The 24945-nt window shown below is 61.6% G+C and carries 24 protein-coding genes; 12 read left to right on the forward strand and 12 right to left on the reverse strand.

What is annotated here, in order from left to right:
• The first annotated feature begins 118 nt into the window (after positions 1–118).
• From AB7M32_RS07470 to AB7M32_RS07480, 3 genes are all read left to right on the forward strand, one after another.
• On the forward strand, positions 119–2605 hold the full coding sequence (locus AB7M32_RS07470; RefSeq protein WP_454249533.1) for a circularly permuted type 2 ATP-grasp protein: 2487 nt from the start codon (positions 119–121) through the stop codon (positions 2603–2605).
• Positions 2605–3495, forward strand: coding sequence for a transglutaminase family protein (locus AB7M32_RS07475; protein ID WP_454249534.1), 891 nt, complete (start codon positions 2605–2607; stop codon positions 3493–3495). The genes AB7M32_RS07470 and AB7M32_RS07475 overlap by 1 nt, the downstream gene beginning before the upstream one ends.
• A 138-nt stretch (positions 3496–3633) precedes the next feature.
• On the forward strand, positions 3634–4011 hold the full coding sequence (locus AB7M32_RS07480; protein WP_454249535.1) for an NUDIX hydrolase: 378 nt from the start codon (positions 3634–3636) through the stop codon (positions 4009–4011).
• A 73-nt stretch (positions 4012–4084) separates the two neighbouring features.
• On the opposite strand, the gene AB7M32_RS07485 is transcribed toward AB7M32_RS07480, so the two are convergent.
• Both AB7M32_RS07485 and AB7M32_RS07490 read right to left on the reverse strand, forming a co-directional pair.
• Positions 4085–4273, reverse strand: coding sequence for a hypothetical protein (locus AB7M32_RS07485; RefSeq protein WP_060739407.1), 189 nt, complete (start codon positions 4271–4273; stop codon positions 4085–4087).
• A gap of 68 nt (positions 4274–4341) precedes the next feature.
• A complete protein-coding gene (locus AB7M32_RS07490) occupies positions 4342–4929 on the reverse strand; it encodes an LOG family protein (RefSeq protein WP_454249536.1) in 588 nt (195 codons plus the stop codon).
• Between the two features lie 340 nt (positions 4930–5269).
• Here AB7M32_RS07490 and azu point away from each other — a divergent pair, with 340 nt between their 5' ends.
• Entirely contained in the window at positions 5270–5716 is a 447-nt protein-coding gene (gene azu, locus AB7M32_RS07495) for an azurin (RefSeq protein ID WP_060739405.1), read from the forward strand.
• Positions 5717–5882: 166 nt separating this feature from the next.
• Here the strand turns inward: azu and nadE are convergent, their stop codons facing one another.
• From nadE to AB7M32_RS07510, 3 genes are all read right to left on the reverse strand, one after another.
• Entirely contained in the window at positions 5883–6710 is an 828-nt protein-coding gene (nadE, locus tag AB7M32_RS07500) for an ammonia-dependent NAD(+) synthetase (RefSeq protein WP_092255588.1), read from the reverse strand.
• Positions 6711–6728: 18 nt separating this feature from the next.
• Positions 6729–7934: a nicotinate phosphoribosyltransferase gene (gene pncB, locus AB7M32_RS07505; RefSeq protein WP_454249537.1), complete on the reverse strand. Its 1206-nt coding sequence runs from the start codon at positions 7932–7934 to the stop codon at positions 6729–6731.
• A gap of 213 nt (positions 7935–8147) precedes the next feature.
• Positions 8148–9056 carry a LysR family transcriptional regulator gene (locus AB7M32_RS07510; protein ID WP_072412018.1) on the reverse strand — a complete coding sequence of 303 codons (909 nt, stop codon included), beginning with the start codon at positions 9054–9056 and terminating at the stop codon, positions 8148–8150.
• Positions 9057–9237: 181 nt separating this feature from the next.
• Here AB7M32_RS07510 and amaB point away from each other — a divergent pair, with 181 nt between their 5' ends.
• The 8 genes from amaB (at position 9238) to AB7M32_RS07550 (ending at position 19236) form a co-directional block, all read left to right on the forward strand.
• Positions 9238–10728, forward strand: a complete 1491-nt coding sequence (amaB, locus tag AB7M32_RS07515; RefSeq protein ID WP_454249538.1) for an L-piperidine-6-carboxylate dehydrogenase — start codon at positions 9238–9240, stop codon at positions 10726–10728.
• Between the two features lie 160 nt (positions 10729–10888).
• The gene (gene amaA / locus AB7M32_RS07520) at positions 10889–12172 is read left to right on the forward strand and encodes an L-pipecolate oxidase (protein WP_072412014.1); all 1284 of its coding nucleotides are present in this window, start codon (positions 10889–10891) and stop codon (positions 12170–12172) included.
• A 370-nt stretch (positions 12173–12542) separates the two neighbouring features.
• Positions 12543–13679 (forward strand): branched-chain amino acid ABC transporter substrate-binding protein, encoded by a 1137-nt coding sequence (locus AB7M32_RS07525; RefSeq protein WP_053177902.1) that lies wholly within the window; start codon positions 12543–12545, stop codon positions 13677–13679.
• A 164-nt stretch (positions 13680–13843) separates the two neighbouring features.
• Positions 13844–14758, forward strand: coding sequence for an ABC transporter permease subunit (locus AB7M32_RS07530; protein ID WP_072412007.1), 915 nt, complete (start codon positions 13844–13846; stop codon positions 14756–14758).
• A 2-nt stretch (positions 14759–14760) separates the two neighbouring features.
• Positions 14761–16041 (forward strand): high-affinity branched-chain amino acid ABC transporter permease LivM, encoded by a 1281-nt coding sequence (gene livM / locus AB7M32_RS07535; protein ID WP_407806480.1) that lies wholly within the window; start codon positions 14761–14763, stop codon positions 16039–16041.
• Positions 16038–16910 carry an ABC transporter ATP-binding protein gene (locus tag AB7M32_RS07540; RefSeq protein WP_063323162.1) on the forward strand — a complete coding sequence of 291 codons (873 nt, stop codon included), beginning with the start codon at positions 16038–16040 and terminating at the stop codon, positions 16908–16910. The genes livM and AB7M32_RS07540 overlap by 4 nt, the downstream gene beginning before the upstream one ends.
• A complete protein-coding gene (locus AB7M32_RS07545; RefSeq protein WP_454249539.1) occupies positions 16907–17623 on the forward strand; it encodes an ABC transporter ATP-binding protein in 717 nt (238 codons plus the stop codon). Before AB7M32_RS07540 ends, AB7M32_RS07545 begins: the two co-directional genes overlap by 4 nt.
• An 848-nt stretch (positions 17624–18471) precedes the next feature.
• Entirely contained in the window at positions 18472–19236 is a 765-nt protein-coding gene (locus AB7M32_RS07550; protein ID WP_454249540.1) for an SDR family oxidoreductase, read from the forward strand.
• Between the two features lie 122 nt (positions 19237–19358).
• Here the strand turns inward: AB7M32_RS07550 and AB7M32_RS07555 are convergent, their stop codons facing one another.
• From AB7M32_RS07555 to AB7M32_RS07585, 7 genes are all read right to left on the reverse strand, one after another.
• Complete coding sequence (locus AB7M32_RS07555; RefSeq protein ID WP_454249541.1) at positions 19359–20492, reverse strand: AGE family epimerase/isomerase; 1134 nt, start codon at positions 20490–20492, stop codon at positions 19359–19361.
• Between the two features lie 193 nt (positions 20493–20685).
• A complete protein-coding gene (locus tag AB7M32_RS07560) occupies positions 20686–21258 on the reverse strand; it encodes a HupE/UreJ family protein (protein WP_454249542.1) in 573 nt (190 codons plus the stop codon).
• A 30-nt stretch (positions 21259–21288) separates the two neighbouring features.
• Positions 21289–21903: an urease accessory protein UreG gene (ureG, locus tag AB7M32_RS07565; protein WP_060739393.1), complete on the reverse strand. Its 615-nt coding sequence runs from the start codon at positions 21901–21903 to the stop codon at positions 21289–21291.
• A gap of 9 nt (positions 21904–21912) precedes the next feature.
• Positions 21913–22587, reverse strand: a complete 675-nt coding sequence (locus AB7M32_RS07570; protein ID WP_454249543.1) for an urease accessory protein UreF — start codon at positions 22585–22587, stop codon at positions 21913–21915.
• On the reverse strand, positions 22584–23084 hold the full coding sequence (ureE, locus tag AB7M32_RS07575; protein ID WP_454249544.1) for an urease accessory protein UreE: 501 nt from the start codon (positions 23082–23084) through the stop codon (positions 22584–22586). The genes AB7M32_RS07570 and ureE overlap by 4 nt, the downstream gene beginning before the upstream one ends.
• Before the next feature lie 276 nt (positions 23085–23360).
• On the reverse strand, positions 23361–23993 hold the full coding sequence (locus tag AB7M32_RS07580) for a TetR family transcriptional regulator (protein ID WP_060739390.1): 633 nt from the start codon (positions 23991–23993) through the stop codon (positions 23361–23363).
• Positions 23994–24150: 157 nt separating this feature from the next.
• On the reverse strand, positions 24151–24684 hold the full coding sequence (locus AB7M32_RS07585; protein WP_431481821.1) for a hypothetical protein: 534 nt from the start codon (positions 24682–24684) through the stop codon (positions 24151–24153).
• Between the last annotated feature and the right edge of the window lie 261 nt (positions 24685–24945).

Here is a 24945-nt window from a genome sequence, read left to right on the forward strand (position 1 = left end):
TCCCTCGCCACGATGATTGCAGTCCGAAAGCCAGGCCGGATCCAACATAAAACACACCTATCCGGGCGTCATGCGCTTGCGCTAGTCTCACCTTTCATTGCCGTCTGCCGAGCTTTCCATGCCTGACCTGCTTGACCGTTACCCGCTGACGACGGGCACCTATCACGAATTAATGGACGACAGCGGTGCGGTACGTACGCACTGGCAGCGGCTGTTCGACCAGTTGCAGCGCAGCACGCCGGCCCAGTTGCTCCAGCGCCAGGCCCTGCTGGCCCGGCAGATCCAGGAAAACGGCGTGACCTACAACGTCTACGCCGATCCGAAAGGCGCCGACCGGCCGTGGGAACTGGACCTGCTGCCCCATGTGATCGATCCGCAGGAATGGCAGCATCTGTCAGCCGGGATCGCCCAGCGTGCGCGCCTGCTCAACGCGGTGCTGGCCGACCTGTATGGGCCGCAGCGGCTGATCAGCGAGGGGCTGTTGCCGGCGGAGCTGGTGTTCGGGCACAACAATTTCCTCTGGCCCTGCCAGGGCATCGCGCCGCCGGACGGCAGTTTCCTGCATTTGTACGCGGTGGATCTGGCGCGCACGCCCGATGGTCGCTGGTGGGTCACGGCGGATCGGACTCAGGCGCCGTCGGGGGCTGGTTACGCGCTGGAAAACCGCATGATCGTTTCCCGCGCCTTCCCCGACTTGTATCGCGACCTGAAGGTGCGGCACTTGTCCGGGTTTTTCCGCACCTTGCAGGAAACCCTGGCGCGACAGGCACCCAGCGACGGCGAGTCGCCGCTGGTGGTGTTGCTGACGCCGGGGCGGTTCAACGAAAGCTATTTCGAACACCTTTACCTGGCGCGCCAGCTGGGCTATCCGCTGGTGGAGGGCGGCGACCTGACTGTTCGCGATGCTACGGTCTACCTCAAGACCCTCAGCGGCCTGCGCCGGGTCCACGCCATCATGCGCCGGCTCGACGACGATTTCTGCGACCCCTTGGAGCTGCGCACCGACTCGGCCCTCGGTGTGCCGGGGTTGCTGGAAGCCGTGCGCCAGGGCCGGGTGCTGGTGGCCAATGCCTTGGGCAGTGGCGTGCTGGAGTCGCCGGGCCTCCTGGGCTTTCTGCCGAAGATCAACCAGTACCTGTTCGGTGAAGAACTGCTGCTGCCGTCCATCGCCACCTGGTGGTGCGGTGAGCCGCCGGTGTTGGCCCAGGCCCTGGAAAAATTGCCGCAACTGTTGATCAAGCCGGCGTTTCCTTCCCAGAGTTTCAGCCCGGTGTTCGGTCGCGACCTGAGCGAGGCGCAGCGCGGCCAACTGGCGGCGCGCATGCAGGCACGGCCTTATGCCTATGTCGCCCAGGAACTGGCGCAACTGTCCCAGGCACCGGTCTGGCAGGCCGAAGATGGACAAATCCAGCCCCGGGCGATCGGCATGCGCATGTATGCCGTGTCCGGCAAGGATGATTATCGGGTGCTGCCGGGTGGCCTGACCCGGGTGGCCGCCGAGGCCGATGCCGAAGTGGTGTCGATGCAGCGCGGTGGCGCCAGCAAGGACACCTGGGTGCTGGGGGAGCAGGCGCCCGGCGGTGAACAATGGAAGGCCCAGCGCACCGTGGGGGTCCATGACCTGGTTCGACGTGATCCGTACCTGCCTTCGCGGGTGGTGGAAAACCTGTTCTGGTTCGGCCGCTATTGCGAGCGTTGCGATGGCAGCGCGCGGTTGTTGCGGATCATGCTGGCGCGTTATGTCGATGGCGACGACCCGCAGGCCCTGCAATCGGCGGTGGCGCTGGGCGAGAGCCTGATGCTGCTGCCCGAAGAGGGCGAACTGCCCGAGCGTTTGCTGGCGGCACTGCTGGGGGACGACTGGTCGTTCAGCCTGCGCTCCAACCTGCAGCGCTTGCAATGGGCCGCCTCGCAGGTGCGCGGCAAGCTGTCCCGGGAGAACTGGCAGGCGCTGGTGGAACTGCAGCGCGAAGCCATGGAACTGGAAACCGAGGAAGCGGACTTCGGCGAGTTGCTGGATTTCCTCAATCGGCTGGTGATGTCCCTCGCGGCGTTGTCCGGATTCGCCCTGGACGACATGACCCGCGACGAAGGCTGGCGCTTCCTGATGATCGGTCGGCGCCTGGAGCGCCTGCAGTTTCTCAGCAGCAGCCTGGCGGCGTTCCTGCGCAGCGATGCGGTATTCGATCAGGCCGGGCTGGAGTGGTTGCTGGAATTGGGCAACAGCAGCATCACCTACCGCTCGCGTTATTTGGCAGTGGCCCAGTTGATCCCGGTGCTGGACTTGCTGCTGCTGGACGAACAGAACCCTCACGCGGTGCTCTTCCAGTTGAAGCTGGTGACCCGCACGCTCAAGCGCTTGAACGATGATTTTGCCGCCCCCAGGGAAACCGCTTTGCCGGACCTGGTCGCACGCCTGTCACGCTTTGACCTGCGTTGCCTGGAAAACCCATTGTTCGGTGAAGCCAGCCTGCGCGCCGCACTCGATGGGCTGGCCGACCTGTTGCAGGAAATGGCCGATGCCAGCGGCCAGGTGTCCGATCGCCTGGCCTTGCGTCATTTCGCCCACGTCGATGACGTCAGCCAACGCACGGTGTCCGTCTGATGAACGCTCGTTACCAGATCCTCCACGACACCCATTACCACTACGACAGCCCGGTGTCCCTGGCCCAGCAGCTCGCTCATCTGTGGCCACGGGCCTGTGACTGGCAGCGTTGCACCGAACAGCAACTGTTGATCAGCCCGGAACCGACGACCCGGCGCGATGAACAGGATGTGTTCGGCAACCCGCTGACCCGACTGGCCTTTGAGCGGCCCCATGACGAGTTGCTGGTCAATGCCCGCCTGAGCGTGGAGGTGCTGGCCCGTCCCGAGCTGGATTTCAACCTGTCTCCGGGCTGGGAGTCGACCCGCAACGCGCTGACCTACAGTGGCCGGCCACTGGCGGCGCCGTTGCTGGAGGCGTGCCGTTATCGTTTCGAGTCACCGTATGTGCACCTCAAGCGCAGCTTCGTCGAGTTCTCCGAAAGCTGCTTCCCGTCGGGGCGACCGTTGATGATCGGTGTTCGAGCGCTGATGGAGAAGATTTTCGAGGAATTCACCTTCGATGCCGAGGCGACTCAAGTGGCGACGCCGCTGGTGGAGGTGCTGGAACGACGGCGGGGCGTATGCCAGGACTTCGCCCACCTGATGCTGGCTTGCGTGCGCTCTCGCGGTTTGGCGGCGCGTTACGTCAGCGGCTACCTGCTGACCCAGCCGCCGCCCGGCCAGCCCCGGCTGATTGGCGCCGATGCGTCCCACGCCTGGGTCTCGGTGTATTGCCCGGTGTTGGGGTGGGTGGATTTCGACCCGACCAACAACGTCCAGCCGGCCCTGGAACACATCACCCTGGCCTGGGGCCGGGATTTTTCCGATGTGTCACCGTTGCGGGGGGTGATCCTGGGGGGCGGAGCCCATGATCCTGAAGTGCAGGTGACGGTGATGCCGTTGGAATGAACGCTGTATGAATACTGTGGGAGCGAGCTTGCTCGCGATAGCGCCGTGTCAGTCAATGAGGAGGTTGACTGTTGATTCGCTATCGCGAGCAAGCTCGCTCCCACAGGTTGTGTGTCCTACGGATGATGAGGTTTGCCCATGTTCCCGGTGTCCATCAAAGGTGTGCTGCAATCCCCCGAAGGCCTGGTTGTGCTGATGCTCAACGAGCGCGATGAATGGGAGCTGCCTGGCGGACGGATTGAGCAGGGCGAGACGGCGCCGCAATGCCTGGCGCGGGAAATCGCCGAGGAGCTGGCGGTCGAGGTGAGCGTGGGGGCACCGCTGGATTCGTACCTGTTCGAGGTCATTCCCGGCAAGCACGTCTTCATCTCCACGTACCGCTGCCAGTTGCTGGGCGGTTTTGTGCCGACCATCAGTCATGAGCACAAGGAGATCGGGCTGTTCGCGCCGGACCAATTGCCGGTGAACCTGCCTGGGGGTTATCGCCAGTCGATTATCAAGGCGCTGGGATTGTAAGGGTCGGCAGCGGGGCTGCCGGCCCTGGACACAGAACCGGGGGGCCGGATCGGATCATCGGGCCCTGGGGGAATCAGGCGTCGGGAGCCTGATCTTTCGGTGCATCAACATCATCTTCTGCTGCTACTTCGCCTTCGGTATCGGGGCTCAGTGCGGCTTCTTCTTCAGCTGTGGCTTTCTTGCGCTGCAGCTTTTCCTCTTTCTTCTGCTCCTTGGCCAAGTCTCTCTGACGTTTGGCGAAGGAATAATTGGGTTTGGCCATGGGCGATCCTCTGGGGTCGAAGGTGAGGTTGAGCGGCGCATATTCTGCCCTGTATCGGGGCCGAGCCGTTAGCTGGGTTTTTGTTCGGCCCATTTTGGCTGTACGGACGGTTGCCATTCGTCCAGGGCATCGAGCAGGTTCTGCGGGGAGTCCCTCACTTGCAGCATGTCACGATGGGGCGCCCGGACGAAGCCTTCGCCGACGATATGATCGAGAAAAGCGGTGAGCTTGCTGTAGAAACCGTTCACTTCCAACAGTCCCAGCGGTTTGCCGTGGTAGCCGAGCTGGCCCCAGGTCCAGACTTCGAACAACTCCTCCAGCGTGCCGAGGCCGCCGGGCAGGGCGATGAAGGCATCGCTGAGTTGAGCCATGCGCGCCTTGCGGGCGTGCATGCCGTCCACCACTTCCAGGCGGGTCAGGCCGCTGTGGCCGATTTCCTTGTCCTTCAGACTTTGCGGGATGATACCGATGACTTCGCCGCCCGCCGCCAGGGCCGCGTCGGCGACGACCCCCATCAGGCCGACGGCCCCGCCACCGTAGACCAGGGTCAATTTTCGTTCCGCCAACGCCCGCCCGAGGGCCTGCGCCGCTTCACGATACGCTGGGTCGGTGCCAGTGCTGGCGCCGCAAAATACACAAACAGACGCGATGGACATGCTTTACTCCGTGGTCAGTCACCGCACCAGAGTAAAGCCTGGCCTATGCTGCGCAAAGGACTTAAACCTCGCGCCGGGGTTTTTCATAGGTACCACTGGCGCCACAGGCGTAGGCGGCGAGCAAGCTGCATAACAGGCTATTGAAGTTCATGGCGATCGCTCCAGAGGTTGATGGGCTGATCATAGGGGCGCGTCATACTTCTGGCTGGTTGATTATGTCCATCAGGCTGATAGCCTTAAGTTGTATACAATCTTTGACTCAGGTCATAGGAACTTGCCGGAAAATCAGGCAGTCTTTTCCTTTGACGGATTTTTGTTAACCATGCCTTGGAGATTCACGATGTTTGCCAAACTTGTTGCAGTATCCCTGTTGACGCTGGCCAGCAGCCAACTGATGGCAGCGGAGTGCAAGACCACCATCGACTCGACCGACCAGATGTCCTTCAACACCAAGGCCATCGAGATCGACAAGAGCTGCAAGACGTTCACCGTTGAGCTGACGCACTCGGGCAGTTTGCCGAAAAACGTCATGGGCCATAACTGGGTGCTGAGCAAAGAGGCCGACATGCAGCCGATCGCCACCGATGGCCTCGCTGCCGGTATCGACAAGAACTACCTCAAGGAAGGTGATGCCCGCATCATCGCCCACACCAAACTCATCGGGGCCAAGGAAACCGACTCGGTGACCTTCGACGTGTCGAAACTTGATGCCGCTGAAAAATACGGCTTCTTCTGCTCGTTCCCGGGCCATATCTCGATGATGAAAGGCACTGTTACGCTGAAGTAATCAATTTTCCTGGCACAAAAAAAAGCGCCCCATGCAGGGCGCTTTTTTTGTGCCAGGCAACCGCTCCTTGTGGGAGCGAGCTTGCTCGCGATGGCGATATGTCAATCGACATCAATGTTGACTGTGCCGCCGTCTTCGCGAGCAAGCCCGCTCCCACAAGGGGCAATCACGGGGCGTAGGGCATCACCCGCTTGTGTTCGGTCTTGCGATAGGTGTCGCAAATGATCCTGGCCGCCTCTTCGCGAATCGGTTGGCCGTGCAGGAACGCATCGATCTCGGCATAGGTCACCCCGTGGGAGGCTTCATCCGGCTTGCCTGGCGACAGGTCTTCAAGATCGGCGGTGGGGACTTTTTCCACCAGCGATTCCGGTGCGCCAAAGTCCCGGGCGATAGCCCTGACCTGGTTTTTTACCAGGCCGCTCAACGGCGCCAGGTCGCAGGCGCCGTCACCAAACTTGGTGAAGAACCCCATGACCGCTTCGGCCGCGTGGTCAGTGCCGATCACCAGACCCTGCTCGGCGCCGGCGATGGTGTATTGCGCCACCATGCGCATCCGCGCCTTGGTGTTGCCCAGCACGAAGTCCCGCGAGACCGCCGCCTTGCCTTCGAACGCCGCGACTTGCTCGGCCAAGGCCTTGACCGCCGGGCCGATATTGACGGTATGGCGCTCGTCGGGATCGATGAAGTCGACGCAGGCCTGTGCTTCATGCTCGTCGAACTGGGTGTCGTACGGCAGGCGCACGGCGATGAACTTATAGGCCGCGTTGCCGGTTTTCTCCCGCAGTTCGCGCATGGCACGTTGGGCCAGCAGCCCGGCGGTCAGCGAGTCGACGCCACCGCTGATGCCCAGCACGAGGGACTTGAGCCCGGAATTGACCAGGCAATCCTGGATAAAGCTCACTCGCCGGGCGATTTCGGCCTTGAGGTCGGCGTCATGGGCGAACGGTGGCTGGACCTTGAGCTGTTCAGCAATCTCACGCTGTACGGCTTGCATGAATTCACTCCTTGCGTATCAAAGGGCGGCAGGTACTTGGAAAACGTGTCGCATGTAGGCGACGAAATTCGGGTCCTTGCAGTGGGTCTTGCCGGGCTCGTCTGAAATCTTGGCCACGGGTTGCCCGTCACAGCTGATCATTTTAAGCACGATGCTCATGGGCTCGACACCCGGAATGTCGCAGGTCAGATTGGTGCCAATACCGAAGCTGACATTAATGCGACCACGCAATGCCCGAAAAATCTCCAGGCATTTGGGCAATGTCAGGCTATCGGAGAACACCAGGGTCTTGCTCATGGGGTCGATGCCGAGCTTGTGATAGTGGGCAATGGCTTTTTCGGCCCAGATCACCGGGTCGCCGGAGTCATGGCGCAAACCGTCGAACAGCTTGGCGAAGAACAGATCGAAATCCTTCAGGAAGGCGTCCATGGTGATGCAGTCGGTGAGGGCGATCCCCAGCAGGCCGCGGTACTCGCGCACCCAGCAATCGAGGGCGGCGATCTGGCTGTCGATCAGTCGCGGGCCCAGTTGCTGGTGGGCCATGATCCACTCATGGGCCATGGTGCCCAGGGGTTTCATGTCCAGCTCCCGGGACAGGTGCACGTTACTGGTGCCGACGAAACGCCCGGGGAAATCATGCTTGAGCACGTTGACCACTTCTTCCTGGACGCGGAAGGAAAACCGCCGACGGGTGCCGAAATCCGCGACTTGCAGTTCGGACAGCTCGTCGGCGCTGGCGTTGGCGCTCAGCCAGTCGAACTTGCGATACAACTGCTCGCGGGCCTGCTCCAGGACGATTTCACGGTAGCGATAGCGATTGCGCACTTCGCTGACAATGGCCAGCAGCGGCACTTCGAAGAGAATCACGTGCAACCAGGGCCCGCGCAGGCGGATGAACAGCTCGCCGTTGTCGATGCCGGTGTGGACGTAGCGCAGGTTGAAGCGAAACAGTCCCAGGAACCGCAGGAAATCCGGCTTGAGAAAGCTGATACGCTCCAGGAAACCCAACTGGTCGGCGCTCAGGCTCAGTTCCGCCAGGCGCTCGATCTGGAAGCGGATCTCCGCCAGGTACGGACGCAGGTCTTCGCTGTTGCGGCAACGAAACTCCCACTCGACTTCGACGTTGGGGTAGTTGTGCAGCACCGCCTGCATCATCGTCAGTTTGTAGAAGTCGGTGTCGAGCAGGTTCTGCACGATACGATCGGCAAATACGCTCTCGCTCATAGGGTTCTCCAGACAGGCCGCTGCGGCGGGTTGGGATGAGGGGTTAGTGGCGCATAACCTGGGTGGGTATTGCCAGTGATTTTTAGTATCCGTTGGCCTTTGTGGCGAGGGAGCTTGCTCCCGCTCGGGTGCGCAGCGCCCGCATGGAAAGGGGCCGCTTCGCGCCCCAGCGGGAGCAAGCTCCCTCGCCACAGGGCTTGGTGCTGGCTGCAGCTATTGCGACATATCGGGGCTATCGAGCTGCTCCAGCATCCACTCCACAAAAAGCCGCACCTTGGGCACTTCCGCCGAGTGTTCGGGGTAGGCCAGGTAGTAAGCATCGGTGCTCGGCATCGCATGCTGCCAGGGAATGACCAGTTTGCCGTCGGCCAGTTCTTCTTCCACCAGGAACCGTGGCAGCAGGGCAACGCCGCAGCCGACCTGGGCGGCGCGGATGCACATGTAGAAGGTTTCGAAACGCGGCCCGTGGTAGCTGTGTTCGGTGTGGTAGCCCTGGCTGGCGAACCAGTCGTGCCAGGCCTGGGGGCGCGAGGCGTTTTGCAGCAGCACCAACTCGGCCAGTTGGGTCGGGTCGGTGAAGGCCTGATCAGGCAGGCTGCCGGGCGCGCAGACCGGCACCAACTCTTCGTCGAACAGTCTCAGGGACTCGGTGCCAGGGCGTGAACCCTGACCGAAGTAGAACGCCAGGTCGCTGCGCCCCTGCTGCAAGTCGTCGGCTTCCTGCTCGCTGCACAGGTCCAGATGAATTTTCGGATGACGCAACCGCCAACCCTTCAGGCGCGGGACCAGCCAGCGGGCACCGAAGGTCGGCGGCGTGGAAACACGCAGCACTTCGGTATCGCCGCCGTAGGAGCGCAGGTAGTGGGTGGACATCTCCACCTGGGTAAGGATTTTTCGCACTTCCCCCAAGTACAGCTCCCCGGCCGGTGTCAGTTGCAAGCGGCGGCGCACACGCCGAAACAGCAGGTGCTGCAACAGTTCCTCGAGTTGGGCGACCTGTTTGCTGACGGCGCTCTGGGTCAGATGGAGTTCTTCGGCGGCACGGGTAAAGCTCAGGTGGCGAGTCACGGCTTCGAAGCACTGGAGTGCGGTGATCGACGGTAGATAACGCTTATTGAGCATGACGGGGGCCTTTTTTCTTGTTGCTCTATAAATCGAGTCAGGGGCAGCATGAATAAACGGAATGATATCTCGCTTAATGGTCGTTTGTTGGCAAGACTCGGGCCGGCTAAAACTAGAGGCCTGAGCGGACGGTGATTGTCCGTCCGCCAATCTCTTATCGCTCGTTTAGAGGAGTTACCCCATGGTTGCTGCATTGCTTGATCGTCTGGGCGTCAATCCGGCCTTGTACCAGGGCGGCACACAGCCGGTGCATTCGCCTATCGATGGCAGCCGCATCGGCGCCGTGAACTGGGAAGGCGCCGCTGAAGTCGAGCAGCAGGTCAGCCGTGCCGAACACGCCTTCGACCTGTGGCGCCAGGTGCCGGCCCCGCGTCGCGGCGAACTGGTGCGTCAATTCGGCGACCTGTTGCGTGAATACAAGACCGACCTCGGCGAGCTGGTGTCGTGGGAAGCCGGCAAGATCACCCAGGAAGGCCTGGGTGAAGTGCAGGAGATGATCGATATCTGCGACTTCGCCGTCGGCCTGTCCCGCCAACTGTACGGCCTGACCATCGCCTCCGAGCGTCCGGGCCACCACATGCGTGAATCCTGGCATCCGCTGGGCGTGGTCGGGGTGATCAGTGCCTTCAACTTCCCCGTCGCGGTCTGGGCCTGGAACACCACACTGGCCCTGGTCTGCGGCAACTCGGTGATCTGGAAACCCTCGGAAAAGACCCCACTCACCGCCCTGGCGTGCCAGGCGCTGTTCGAACGCGTGCTGAAGAACTTCAGCGACGCACCACCGTACCTGAGCCAGGTGATCATCGGCGGTCGCGATGCCGGTGAAGCCCTGGTGGATGATCCGCGCGTGGCCTTGATCAGCGCCACCGGCAGCACCCGCATGGGCCGTGAAGTGGCGCCGAAAGTCGCCGCGCGTTTTGCCCGCAGCATTCTCGAACTGGGCGGTAACAACGCCATGATCCTGGCGCCGAGCGCCGACCTGGACATGGCGGTGCGCGCCATCCTGTTCAGCGCCGTCGGCACCGCCGGCCAGCGTTGCACCACCCTGCGCCGGCTGATCGCCCACGAGTCGGTGAAGGAAGAGATCGTCACCCGCCTCAAGGCCGCCTACTCGAAAGTACGCATCGGTCATCCGCTGGAAGGCAACCTGGTCGGGCCACTGATCGATAAGCACAGCTTCGACGGCATGCAGGACGCGCTGGAGCAGGCCCTGAGCGAGGGCGGGCGCGTGTTTGGTGGCAAGCGCCAGCTCGAAGACCAGTTCCCGAATGCCTATTACGTCTCGCCGGCCATTGTCGAGATGCCCGAGCAGAGTGATGTGGTGCGCCACGAAACCTTCGCACCGATCCTATACGTGGTCGGCTACAAGGACTTCGCCGAAGCCCTGCACCTAAACAATGCCGTGCCCCAGGGCCTGTCGTCCTGCATCTTCACCACCGACGTGCGTGAAGCCGAGCAGTTCATGTCGGCCGTGGGCAGCGACTGCGGCATCGCCAACGTCAACATTGGCCCGAGCGGCGCGGAAATCGGCGGCGCATTCGGTGGCGAAAAAGAAACCGGCGGCGGTCGCGAATCCGGCTCCGATGCGTGGCGCGGCTACATGCGCCGCCAGACCAACACCGTGAATTACTCGCTGGAGTTGCCGTTGGCCCAGGGGATTACCTTCGACTGAGGCCGGATCTTCAATTCGTGGAGGTCCTTTGTGGGAGCGAGCTTGCTCGCGATAGCGGTCTGTCAGTCACATAGTCATTGAATGTGTCGCCGCTATCGCGAGCAAGCTCGCTCCTACACTGAATAGTGTGATGGTTGGGTTTCTTTTTCGGAGTCTGGCAATGCCGTTACGCGAAGAATGTCTGTGGGAAAAACTGACGCCGCAAAGGCCTGAAAACAATGCCCTCACCGGCGAAATCTCGGTCGATGTCTGTGTAATCGGCGCAGGGTTCACCGGGCTGTCGGCGGCGGTGCACTTGCTCGAACAAGGCAAGCGCGTGGCCGTGCTGGAAGCCCATCGGGCCGGGCATGGCGGATCGGGGCGTAACGTCGGTCTGGTGAACGCCGGGCTGTGGATCCCGCCGGATGACATCGAGGCCGGATTCGGCGAGGCGGTGGGCAGCCAGCTCAACCGCATGTTGGGAGCCGCGCCGGCCCTTGTGTTCAGCCTCATCGATAAATACAACATCGATTGCCAGTTGCGCCGCGAAGGCACCTTGCACATGGCTCATAACGCCCGAGGTGAGGCCGACCTGCGCAGTCGCGAAGCGCAATGGAAGCGCCGTGGCGCCCCGGTGGAATTGCTCACCGGCCAGGCCTGTGCCGAGGCGACAGGCACCTCGAAAATCGCCGCGGCATTGCTCGACCGCCGCGCCGGCACGCTCAATCCGATGGCCTACACCAGTGGGCTGGCCAAGGCCGCCACGGACCTTGGTGGCCAGTTGTTCGACCATTCGCCAGTGACGCGCCTGGAACGTCAAGGCCAGCGCTGGTCGGTGCAGACCGCCCAGGGTTCGGTACTGGCCGAGCAGGTGGTGATTGCCTCCAATGCCTATACCGAGGGTGACTGGACCGAGCTGCGGCGCAATTTTTTCCCAGGTTATTACTATCAGGTCGCTTCCGTCCCGCTGGCCGACGAGGCCGCCCAACGCATTCTGCCGGGCGGGCAGGGCTCGTGGGATACCCGCCAGGTGCTGAGCAGCATCCGCCGGGACAAGGACGGTCGTTTGCTGCTGGGCAGCCTGGGCAACGGCAACCGCAAGCCGACCTGGTTCCTCAAGGCCTGGGCTGACCGGGTGCAGCAACACTACTTTCCTTATCTCAAGCCGGTGGAGTGGGAGTGCACCTGGACCGGTTGCATCGCCTTCACCCCCGATCACTTGATGCGCCTGTTCGAACCCGCTCCCGGGCTGGTGGCCGTGACTGGCTACAACGGCCGGGGCGTGACCACCGGTACGGTGGTCGGCAAGGCGTTCGCCGATTACCTGTGTCACGGCAATGCCCAGGCCCTGCCGATTCCGTTCGCCCCCATGCAGCCGCTGGCCGGGGTGGGATTGCGCAGTTGCCTGTATGAAGCGGGCTTTTCGCTGTATCACGCGGGCCAGTGCCTGCGGATCGTCATTTGAGTGTTGAAAATTGTTGCCGGAAGCCGCGTTTTCCGGCGTAGCGTCTAGCCTGTTATGGTGCGGGTTGTAGCAGTCGCGCACCGACAGTGTGCAGTTCGGTGACGTGGGTTGTTACACAGTGGTTGCACGCCGTTTCGCGCGATGGTTGCAATGATGGCTCATGGAGGGTTTTACCCGTTTGAATAAAAGGTTGCACCTTGTGCGGTTTAGACGGTTGCACGCCCCATGAAAAAGGGCCCGAAACAGTCGAAATAACAATAAAGCAGCGACTTTTTTCAGAATAAAAAACCGATGGCACGGCCCTTGCTCTGAGCTTTTCAGTGAAATGAAGTCGCAGTGCCAACTAAAAAAAACCTTGGAGCACCACCTCATGTCCCAGACGTTTTACAAGAAAGGTTTCCTGGCCCTCGCAGTGGCAGCTGCGCTGGGTGTTTCTGCGTTTGCCCAAGCTGATGTGAAATTTGGTGTGGCGGGGCCGATGACCGGCGCCAACGCCGCATTCGGCGAGCAGTACATGAAGGGTGCCCAGGCGGCAGCCGATGCCATCAACAAGGCTGGCGGCGTCAACGGCGAGAAAATCGTACTGGTCGCGGGTGACGACGCCTGCGAACCCAAGCAGGCCGTGGCGGTGGCCAACCGCCTGGTCGACCAGGACAAGGTGATCGGCGTGGTCGGGCACTTCTGCTCGTCCAATACCATCCCGGCCTCCGAGGTCTACGACGAAGCCGGCATCATCGCCATCACCCCGGGCTCCACCAACCCACAGGTCACCGAGCGCGGCCTGAGCGCAATGTTCCGCATGTGCGGTCGTGACGACCAGCAGGGCATCGTGGCAGGCGACTACATCGTCGACGTGCTCAAGGGCAAGAAAGTGGCTGTGCTGCACGACAAGGACACCTACGGCCAAGGCCTGGCGGATGCCACCAAGGCACAGCTGGCCAAGCGTGGCGTGAAGGAAGTGTTGTACGAAGGCCTGACCCGCGGCGAGAAAGACTTCAGCGCCGTGGTCACCAAGATCCGTTCGGCCGGTGCCGACGTGGTCTATTTCGGTGGCCTGCACCCGGAAGCCGGCCCGCTGGTTCGCCAACTGCGTGAGCAAGGTCTCAAGGATGTGAAGTTCATGTCCGACGATGGCATCGTGACCGACGAACTGGTCACCACTGCCGGCGGCGCGCAATACGTCGATGGTGTGTACATGACCTTCGGCGCCGACCCGCGCCTGCTCCCAGACAGCAAGGCCGTGGTTGAAGAGTTCCGCAAAAATGGTACCGAGCCTGAAGGCTACACACTGTACGCCTACGCTTCGGTCCAGGCCCTGGCCGCCGGTTTCAATGGCGCCAAGTCCAATAAAGGCGAAGACGCGGCCAAGTGGCTCAAGGCCAACCCCGTCCAGACTGTGATGGGCAAGAAGGAATGGGACACCAAGGGCGACTTGAAAGTCTCCGACTACGTGGTCTACCAGTGGGACAAGGACGGCAAATACCACCAGCTGGAAAAACAGAAGTAAGGGCTGACGCGACCGTCAACGCCGCCTTTGGGAACCGGGCAAACCCCGGTTTCCAAAGGGCGCGCGCTGGTCGTGCCTGACATTGCTCCGACGTTAATCTGTATTTTCCTTAGAAGAACCGCGCACCCAAAGGTGTGCAGGTTCTCACTGCGTGAGATTGCGTTATGGATGGTATTTTCCTGCAGCAACTGATCAATGGTCTGACCCTCGGGTCGGTCTATGGTCTGATCGCCATCGGCTACACAATGGTCTACGGCATCATCGGCATGATCAACTTCGCCCACGGCGAGGTTTACATGATTTCCGCTTACCTCGCGGCAATCAGTCTGGCTCTGCTGGCTTACTTCGGTATCGAATCCTTTCCACTCATGATCCTTGGCACGCTCGTGTTCACGGTGGTGGTCACCGGGGTCTACGGCTGGGTCATCGAACGCGTCGCCTATAAACCCCTGCGCAACTCGACCCGGCTGGCACCGCTGATCAGTGCCATCGGTATTTCGCTGATCCTGCAGAACTACGCACAGATCAGCCAGGGTGCCCGTCAACAGGGTGTCCCGACGCTGCTCGAAGGTGCCATGCGCCTCGACATCGGCAGCGGTTTCGTCCAGCTCACCTACACCAAGATCTTCATCCTGATCGCCGCATTCGCCGGGATGGCGTTGCTGACCTACATCATCAAGTACACCAAGCTCGGACGCATGTGCCGTGCCACCCAGCAAGACCGCAAGATGGCCTCGATCCTGGGGATCAACACCGACCGGGTGATTTCCTACGTATTCATCATCGGTGCGGCCATGGCGGCCCTGGCCGGCGTGCTGATCACCATGAACTACGGCACATTCGACTTCTATGCCGGCTTCATCATCGGCATCAAGGCGTTCACCGCGGCGGTACTCGGCGGCATCGGCTCCCTGCCTGGGGCCATGCTCGGCGGGATCATCCTCGGGATTTCCGAGTCGCTGTTCTCCGGTCTGATCAACTCCGACTACAAAGACGTGTTCAGTTTCTCGCTGCTGGTGCTGATTCTGATTTTCCGTCCCCAAGGCCTGTTGGGTCGCCCACTCGTGGCGAAGGTATAAGTATGTCTGCTGCCAATAAACCGCTTGATATCAAACAGAGCGTCATCGACGCGATCCTGGCTGGCCTGATCTCGCTGATCGTGTTCGGGCCCATTGTCGGCGTGGTGCTCGACGGCTACAGCTTCAACCTGCAACCGGCCCGCGTCGGCTGGTTGGTGGCGATCGTGATGATCGGGCGCTTTGTCTTGAGCCTGTTCCTGCAAACCCCCAAGGGACTGAAGATTCTCCAGGGTTTCGAAAGCACCGGCTCCGGCGTGCACGTGCTGCCGCCGGACTACAAATCGCGGCTGCGCTGGATCATTCCGGCGCTGATCGTGATCGCCATCGTGTTTCCGTTTTTCGCCAACAAGTATGTGCTCACGGTGGTCATCCTCGGACTGATCTACGTGCTGCTGGGGCTGGGCCTGAACATCGTGGTCGGCCTGGCGGGGCTGCTCGACCTCGGCTATGTGGCGTTCTATGCCATCGGCGCCTATGGCCTGGCGCTGGGCTACCAGTACCTGGGGCTGGGCTTCTGGACGGTGTTGCCGCTGGCAGCCATCGCGGCGGCGATGGCGGGGTGCATATTGGGATTCCCGGTGTTGCGAATGCACGGTGACTACCTGGCCATCGTGACCCTGGGCTTTGGCGAGATCATTCGCCTGGTGCTCAACAACTGGCTGTCGTTCACTGGTGGGCCGAATGGCATGCCGGTGCCTTCACCGACCTTCCTGGGCCTGGAATTCGGCAGGCGGGCGAAGGACGGCGGGGTGCCGTTCCATGAGTTCTTCGGCATCGACTACAACCCCAACATCAAATTCCTGTTCATCTACATCGTGTTGTTCATCACGGTACTGCTGGTGCTCTATGTCAAGCATCGCCTGACCCGCATGCCGGTCGGCCGTGCCTGGGAAGCCCTGCGCGAAGATGAAATCGCCTGCCGCTCCATGGGCCTGAACCATGTACTGGTCAAGCTTTCGGCGTTCACCATCGGTGCGTCCACGGCTGGCCTGGCCGGGGTGTTCTTCGCCAGTTACCAAGGCTTCGTCAACCCGTCGTCGTTCACCTTCTTCGAATCGGCGCTGATCCTGGCGATCGTCGTACTCGGCGGCATGGGCTCGACGGTGGGCGTGGTGATCGCCGCATTCGTGCTCACCGTGGCGCCGGAGCTGCTGCGCAGCTTCTCTGAATACCGGGTGTTGTTGTTCGGCGTACTGATGGTGTTGATGATGATCTGGCGTCCTCGCGGCCTGATCCGTATCAGCCGTACCGGCGTGACGCCACGCAAGGGGGTAGCGCCATGAGCGAAGTCGTACTCAAAGTCGAAAACCTGATGATGCAGTTCGGTGGCATCAAGGCCCTCAGCGATGTCAGCCTGCAAGTCAAACGCAACTCGATCTTTGCCCTGATCGGTCCCAATGGCGCGGGCAAGACCACGGTGTTCAACTGCCTGACCGGTTTCTACAAGGCCTCGGGCGGCAAGATCGAGCTCAACGTGCGTGGCGAGCAAACCAACGTCATCAAGCTGTTGGGCGAAGCGTTTCGCCCGACGGACTTCGTCTCGCCAAAGTCCTTCGCCAGCCGGTTGTACTACAAGATGTTCGGTGGCACCCACCTGGTGAACCGCGCTGGTTTGGCGCGCACCTTCCAGAACATTCGCCTGTTCAAGGAAATGTCGGTGCTGGAAAACCTGCTGGTGGCCCAGCACATGTGGGTCAACCGCAGCATGGTGGCGGGCATCCTCAACACCAAGGGCTACCGCAAGGCCGAAAGCGACGCCCTGGACCATGCGTTCTATTGGCTGGAAGTAGTGGACCTGGTGGATTGCGCCAACCGTCTGGCGGGCGAGCTTTCCTACGGCCAGCAACGGCGCCTGGAAATCGCCCGGGCCATGTGCACCCGCCCGCAGATCATCTGCCTCGACGAACCGGCCGCCGGCCTCAACCCTCAGGAAACCGAAGCGCTGAGCGCGATGATCCGGCTGCTGCGCGACGAGCATGATCTGACCGTGGTGCTGATCGAACACGACATGGGCATGGTAATGAGCATTTCCGATCACATCGTGGTGCTGGACCACGGCAACGTGATCGCCGAGGGCGGTCCCGAGGCGATTCGCAACGATCCGAAGGTGATCGCGGCCTACCTGGGTGCCGACGAAGAGGAACTGGTATGAGTGGACCTATCCTCGAACTCAAGGAATTGGACGTGTTCTACGGGCCGATCCAGGCCCTGAAAAAAGTCTCGATGCACATTGGCGAAGGTGAAACCGTGAGCCTGATCGGCTCCAACGGTGCCGGCAAGTCCACGCTGCTGATGTCCATCTTCGGCCAGCCCCGTGCGGCGGGCGGGCAGATCATCTACCAGGGCGTGGACATCACCCACAAGTCGTCGCACTACATTGCCTCCAACGGCATCGCACAGTCGCCGGAAGGGCGACGGGTATTCCCGGACATGACCGTCGAGGAAAACCTGCTGATGGGCACCATTCCCATCGGTGACAAGTACGCCAGCGAAGACATGCAGCGCATGTTCGAGCTGTTTCCACGGCTCAAGGAGCGCCGCAACCAGCGGGCCATGACCATGTCCGGTGGCGAGCAGCAAATGCTCGCTATCGCCCGGGCATTGATGAGCCGGCCCAAGTTGTTGCTGCTCGATGAGCCGAGCCTGGGGCTGGCGCCGATTGTGGTGAAACAGATCTTCGCCACCTTGCGTGAACTGGCGTCTACCGGGATGACCATTTTCCTGGTGGAACAGAACGCCAACCACGCCCTCAGGTTGTCGGACCGGGCCTATGTGATGGTCAACGGTGAAATCCGCCTGACTGGCACCGGCAAGGAATTGCTCGCCAACGAGGACGTGCGCAACGCGTACCTGGGCGGGCATTGAGGCGGCTGCTGTAATGAAAAAACCGGCGAGAGATCGCCGGTTTTTTTATCCCTCCAAACCACCACCCACCTTTGTGGGAGCGAGCTTGCTCGCGATGGCGGCAGGTCAGCCGACATCGATGTTGATTGAACCAAAGCTATCGCGAGCAAGCTCGCTCCCCCAGGGGGCTTTGTATGTTTTTCAAAATTGTGGACAACAATCCTGAGCCCCTGTGAAACCGCGACATAAAGTCGCCGCAAACAGTTGTTTTGTCACGGTTTTGACTTGTCCCCGTTTGCTGTGGAACTGGCTGTGGGTAACGTGGGAGTAGCTGGCTGCAAGCCTTTTAACACGTGGCTTGCAGGGCTTTGAGTATTTTTTGATCAGGTGTTTTTTGGCAAGCGCGAGCGGCTGTTGTCAACACTTTTATGAACGCGGGAATGAGCTCGAAAGATTGTGGGCAAGCCTGTGGATAAGTCTGTGACTAAACTCTGGAAAGACCGCGCTGAGGGCCGTCGTTACTGGCTTGGAGCCATCGCCCATTTCCCTGTGGCTTATAGCAGATAACTTGCGGTGCACAACCTCTCTTGCAGGGTCAAGCGAAAAAATTTTCCAAATACCCCGAAAAGCCTTATGCACAGCGGCTTGCGGGATTTTCACTTGCCCCCGATTACTGTGGACGTGCCTGTGGATAAGGTGCGCGCAACCGGCTGCGGGCCTTGTTGGGAAAGGCCTGGCGTGGATTGGTTGTTTTATGAGCAGCCGTGGCCAAAGCTCATGGGCAAGCCTTGCCCCTGGCGTGTCAGGCCGGGCATGCTGTGGGCCGATTTCCATTCAATGGCTTTTGCAGTTCAAACAAGGAGAACACGATGTCTGACACCCTGTTTATCACCGGCGCGACGTCCGGTTTTGGTGAAGCCTGTGCCCGTCGGTTTGCCGAGGCCGGTTGGAAACTGGTGCTGACCGGTCGTCGTGAAGAACGCCTCAATGCCCTTTGTGCCGAGTTGTCGAAGCAGACCGAAGTCCATGGCCTGGTCTTGGATGTGCGTGATCGCAAGGCCATGGAAGAGGCCATCGCCAACCTGCCGCCATCCTTCGCCAAGTTGCGCGGGCTGATCAACAATGCCGGCCTGGCCCTGGGCGTCGACCCGGCCCCCAAGTGCGACCTCGATGATTGGGACACCATGGTCGACACCAATGTCAAAGGGCTGATCTACAGCACGCGCTTGCTGTTGCCGCGCCTGATCGCCCACGGCCGTGGAGCCGGGATCGTCAACCTGGGTTCTATCGCCGGCAACTACCCGTATCCGGGCAGCCACGTGTATGGCGCGAGCAAGGCGTTCGTCAAACAGTTCTCCCTGAACCTGCGTTGCGACCTGCAAGGCACGGGCGTGCGGGTGAGCAACATCGAGCCGGGCCTGTGCGAGAGCGAGTTCTCCCTGGTGCGCTTCGGTGGCGATCAGGAGCGCTACAACGTGACTTATGCCGGCGCCGAGCCGATCCAGCCACAGGACATCGCCGATACGATTTTCTGGGTGCTCAACACACCGGCGCACATCAACATCAACAGCCTGGAGCTGATGCCGGTGAGCCAGACCTGGGCCGGGTTTGCCATCGAGCGCAACAAGGTTTGATGGGATGGACATCTGTGGCGAGGGAGCTTGCTCCCGCTGGGCTGCGTAGCGGCCCCAAAAGCTGACGACTGCTTCGCAGCCGAACGGGAGCAAACTCCCTCGCCACAGGAGCCACAGGAGCGTTATGCCAGATAGTCGGCCAGCCCGCGATAGCAGGTCAGCAGGTGATACGGCGTGGTGGACGGCATGTCCTGACGGCTGACCATGCCTTCGGCGTCCAGGCATTCGTTCCAGCCCCTGGCATGCAGGAAATGCTGCTGCAGCGCCTGCAATTGACGCAGTAATACCCCCTGGTTGCCAGGGCGTAATGTCAGTGCCCGCAGGTACTCGGCCTGAGCCCAGATGCGTTGGGTGGCATCGCGCGGGCTTGCTTGTGGTTCCTGGTCCAGCATCGCGCACACGGCGCCGGATTCCGGATCGACGCCGCGTTGTTCGGTATGGTCGAAGCTGCGCTCCAGGGCAGCGTGCAGCTTGCCATTGCGCAACAGCGGCGATGAGGCCAGCAAGTAATACCATTCGAACTGGTGACCCGGCTCGAACCAGTTATCCACAGCCTTGAGCGGTTTTTCCATCATGACTCGTTGCTGCGGCTCGATGAAATGCTTGGACATCCCGTCGCACAAGCTCAGCAATGCTTGGCGGACGTTGGCGTCCTCGCGGACCGAGAGCGTGGCGAGGAAAGCTTCGGCCAAGTGCATCAAGGGATTTTGCAACGGGCCGGAGCCGGTCGTTGACCAGTCGCGCTTGAGGCTGGCTTCGTAGAGGCCCTCCGCGCTGGCAAAGCGCTGGGCGATGACCTCCAGGCTGGCGTTGAGCACCGACTCCACCAGTGGTTCGCGGACCTTGTCCCAGTAATGGGCGCAGGCGAACAGGATAAAGGCGTGGGTGTAGAGGTCTTTGCCGGTGTCCAGCGGCGCGCCTTGGGGGTCGATGCTGTAGAACCAGCCGCCGTGTTCGGCATCGTGGAAATGCCGTTGCAGCGAGCGGAACAGGGCACTGGCCCGCTCCTCGGCCTGGGGGAATTCGCCAATCAGGCTGGCGAACACATACAACTGCCGCGCACAGGCCATGGCGCGGTAGCGCTGGGGCGCCAGCGGCGCATGTCCGGCATCCAGGGATTCATAGGGCAGCGCCAATTCGGCGTTCCAACCCGGGCCTTGCCACATTGGCACGATCACATCGTGAAAATGCTGACGCACTGTTGCGAACAGGGCGATCAATTCAGGCTGGGGGGCGGGGCGGGAAGCATCAGGCATCGGCGGAGGTCGTCACGGCTGGGGGCGATTGCGCGACATGGTAGCAGAGTGACCGACTCCAGAGAGGTGGCGCTTGTATGTCCGTCATCGCGAGCAAGCTTGCTCCCACATTCGACCTCATTCTTCCTGACGAAACTCGGTCAACTGTGGGAGCGAGCTTGCTCGCGATAGCGGCCAGGCAGGCGCTAAAGAATCAGCTCGCCAACAACCACACCCCGGCCCCCGCTGAAGCCGCCCCGGCCAACCTGACCAATGGCGCCGCCGCTTGCGGCAACACCCGCACCAGCGCAAAACCTGCGCCATGCAGCGCCGCCGTGGCCGCGACGAAGCCTGCTGCATAGGCCCACGGGCTCGACATGTCCGGCAATTCCAAGCCATGGGCCACGCCATGGAACAGCGCAAACAGGGCGGTTGCACCGACCGCCAGGCTCAACGGCGGACGTGCCGCCAGTGCCACTGCCAGGCCCAGGGCGAGCACCGAGGCGGCGATGCCGCTTTCCAGCGCCGGCAGCTCCAGACCTTCAAAGCCCAGCAGGCCGCCGAGCAGCATCGTACCGACGAAGGTGCATGGCAGCGCCCAGCGCGCGGCGCCTTGTTGTTGCGCGGCCCACAAACCGACCGCCAGCATCGCCAGCAAATGGTCGAGCCCGCCGATGGGATGGCCGAGGCCGGCGATCAGGCCATTGTCGCCGTGGCCGGGGTGGGCGAAGGCCAGGGCCGGGGTCAGCAGCAGGGCGAGTGCGCCGAGAATGCGTTTGTACGTCATGGATAAGCTTCCTTGTTGTCAGTCGAAAAATCAGGCAGCGCTCAGCAGACCCTGGCGCTCGATGAAGGCGATGATGTCGTCCAGGCCTTGGCCGGTCTTCTGGTTGCTGAACACGAAAGGCTTGCCGTTGCGCATCCGCCGGGTGTCGCTGTCCATCATCTCCAGGGACGCGCCCACCAGGGGTGCCAGGTCGATTTTGTTGATGACCAGCAGGTCGGATTTGCAAATGCCCGGCCCGCCCTTGCGCGGCAGCTTGTCGCCGGCCGAGACGTCGATCACATAGATCGTCAGGTCCGACAGTTCCGGGCTGAAGGTTGCCGACAGGTTGTCGCCACCCGATTCCACCAGGATCAGGTCCAGGCCCGGAAAGCGCCGGTTCAACTGGTCCACCGCTTCAAGGTTGATCGACGCATCTTCGCGAATCGCCGTGTGCGGGCAACCACCGGTTTCCACGCCGATGATCCGCTCCGGCGCCAGGGCCTCGTTGCGCACCAGGAAGTCGGCGTCTTCGCGGGTGTAGATGTCATTGGTGACCACCGCCAAGTTGTAGCGTTCACGTAGAGCCAGGCACAGGGCCAGGGTCAGGGCGGTCTTGCCGGAGCCCACCGGGCCGCCGATACCGACGCGCAGAGGTTGTGTATTCATGTGTGTCTCCTAGGAACGGAACAGACGGCTGTACTGGCGCTCATGGGCCATGCACGCCAGGGACAGGCCAAACGCGGCGCTGCCGTAATGATCGGGGTCGATGTTCGAGGCGTCGTGCTGGGCCTGTTGCAACAGCGGCAGCAGCTCGCTGGTCAGGCGCTGGGCCGCTTGTTGGCCCAGGGGCAGGGTTTTCATCAGCACCGCCAGTTGGTTTTCCAGCCAACTCCACAGCCAGGCGGCGAGGGCGTCCTGGGGGGCGATCTGCCAGGCGCGGGCGGCCAGGGCCCAGCCCAGCGCCAGATGCGGCTCGCTGCGCTGTTCGAGAAAGCCTCGCGCGGCGCGGTCGAGTTCCGGCAGGCCCGCGAGCAATTGCTGCAACGAGTAGCCCATCTGCCGGCTCTCCTGATACAGCTCGCGGGTTTCCCGGCTGGCGCGGTGTTCTTCGCAACGTCGCAGCAGCGCGTCCCAATCGTCAGCGGCGGCTGCGGTGCAGTGCGCCAGCAGCAAGGGCGCTTCGAAGCGTGCCAGGTTCAGCAGCAATTGATCGCTGATCCAGCGCCGCGCGTCGTCGGGTTTTTTCACCTGGCCATTGTCCACCGCCATCTCCAGCCCCTGGGAATAGCTGTAGCCACCAATCGGCAGTTGCGGGCTGGCCAGACGCAGCAGCGCCCAGGCCGGGTTCATGTGCGCACGCCAAACTGATGCAGGCGCGGCGCGTAGTTGAAGTCTTCGTCGCCGTGCCGGGAATGATGATGGCCGCCGCCATAGGCACCGTGTTCTGGCTGGAACGGGGCTTCGATGGATTCGACGCTGGCGCCCAGTTGCTCGAGCATCGCCTTGAGCACGTAGTCGTCCAGCAGGCGCAGCCAGCCATCGCCCACTTGCAGGGCCACGTGGCGATTGCCCAGATGATAGGCGGCGCGGGTCAGTTCGAAGGCGTTGGCGCAGGTGACGTGCAGCAATTGTTCGGCGCGGGCGCAGACGCGCACGATGCGCCCGTCTTCGGCCTGCAGGCATTCGCCGTCGTACAGCGGCGGCTGGCCTCGTTCCAGGAACAAGCCCACGTCTTCACCTTCGGCACTGAAACAGCGCAGGCGGCTTTTGCTGCGGGCGTCGAAGGTCAGGTGCAGCGCGGCGTCCCAGTGCGGTTGAGTGTCGATTCTGCGGTGGATCACCAGCATCGGAGTGCTTCCAGCAATGAACGGTGCGGTGTTTAGAGCAAGGGGCTTGCCAATCGAAGAAGGTGTAGGAAATAGCTGGGATGGCGTTTCAGGATGGGGCGAATTGCGTGTCATATTGGTGCGAGCCGTGGTGTAGCGCACCATTTTGCGACATGCGTAAAAAGAGCCTGTGGGAGCGAGCTTGCTCGCGATTGCGGTGAGTCGGCCAGCATTGATGCCGCTGACAGACCGCTATCGCGAGCGAGCTCGCTCCCACAGTGGGTACAATCCGGGGGTTTATTCGGTACTGCCCAACCCTTGCCAATGCTTGAGCCCAATGAAGATGAACCGCAGTTGCTGGGTAATCTTCGCCTGGGGCGTGAGGTGCTCGGGGAGGGCTTGGGCCGGTGGGTCGATGATGTCCGGCAGGGTGGCGAACACGCTCTTGACGATGAGGTCGGCCATCACGCCCAGGGCGGCCAGGTCCAGGTGCTGCAGCTTGGGCATCAAGGCCAGGTCGGCGGCCAGGTCCGAGCTGATGCCTTCGCGCAATTGGGCGATGGCCTGGCGCACCGGCAGGGAGCCGCCGTATTGCTCGCGGGCCAGGAACAGGAATTGGGATCGGTTGGCTTGCACCACATCGAGAAAGATCCGCACCGACGCATCGATAATGCCGCCCATGACGAACTCGTTGTGACGTACCAGGCGGATGGTCTCGCGGAAGGTCTGGCCGACTTCGCTGACCAATGCCAGGCCCAGTTGGTCCATGTCCTCGAAGTGCCGGTAGAACCCGGTGGGCACGATGCCTGCCGTCCGGGCGACTTCCCGCAGGCTCAGGCTACCGAAGCCCCGGCCGCACTCCATCAAATGACGGGCTGCGTCCATCAGGGCAATTCGGGTCTGTTGTTTCTGTTCGGCGCGGGGCAGCATCGCAAGGCTGACTTCTGATTCACGGGAGCGACGCACTTTAGCAAATCGGCTTTGCCAACGTCGAACGATAGAGAGGGGGCGGGCGGGAAAGCGAGGGGGGTTGAAAAGTCAAAAGCCCGATTGCAGGAATCGGGCTTTTTTCTGGGCCACCATGGGCTCAGCTCACTGCGCTGTTGCGTTCGATCACACGATCACCACCGCCTTCGGCCACGGTATCGCCCATTTTAGTGCGAGAAGAACCGTCTTCGGCGAGGGTCTGGCCTGGGGTGCGGTCGGAACCGTCGGCTGCCAAGGTTTGCCCTGGGGTGCGGTCGGAGCCGTCGGCTGCCAAGGTTTGCCCTGGGGTGCGGTCGGAGCCGTCGGCTGCCAAGGTTTGCCCTGGGGTGCGGTCGGAGCCGTCGGCTGCCAAGGTTTGGCCTGGGGTGCGGTCGGAGCCGTCGGCTGCCAAGGTTTGGCCTGGGGTGCGGTCGGAACCATCAGCTGCAACGGTATCGCTTTGCTTGGTGCGGTCATAACCGTCCTCGGCCAGACCTTTTTCTTCCAGACGATCACGGCCACCTTCGGCAACAGTCTGGCTGTAGACAGAATGGCTGTCCTTGACCTGTGGGGTAGCTTGTTCGGAGGCTGGCAGTGCGAAGGCAGTGGAGGCCAGCAGTGAAAGGGACAGGCTCATCAGTAATTGGCGTTTCATGATCGTTGCTCCTTGGGAGGGCGATAAAGTGGGTACGAGGGCAATGCTACTCTCGATAAGTCGATATAAAAGTTCATAAACGCAATGGTAATAATCAACAGAATTGATTGTTCGGGGCGAAGGCTCTAGAACGGGCATTTCCGAGGTGTTGTTTTGCACCGCAGTGGGTATTTTGTACCCATCACTGCCTCGCAAATGGGCGGCCGCGGTAACAGTTTTTTGGCTGTTCGGTCAGGATCCTGGGGTTTTTTGTGCCGTTCA

This window comes from Pseudomonas sp. R151218B TE3479, assembly GCF_053629195.1.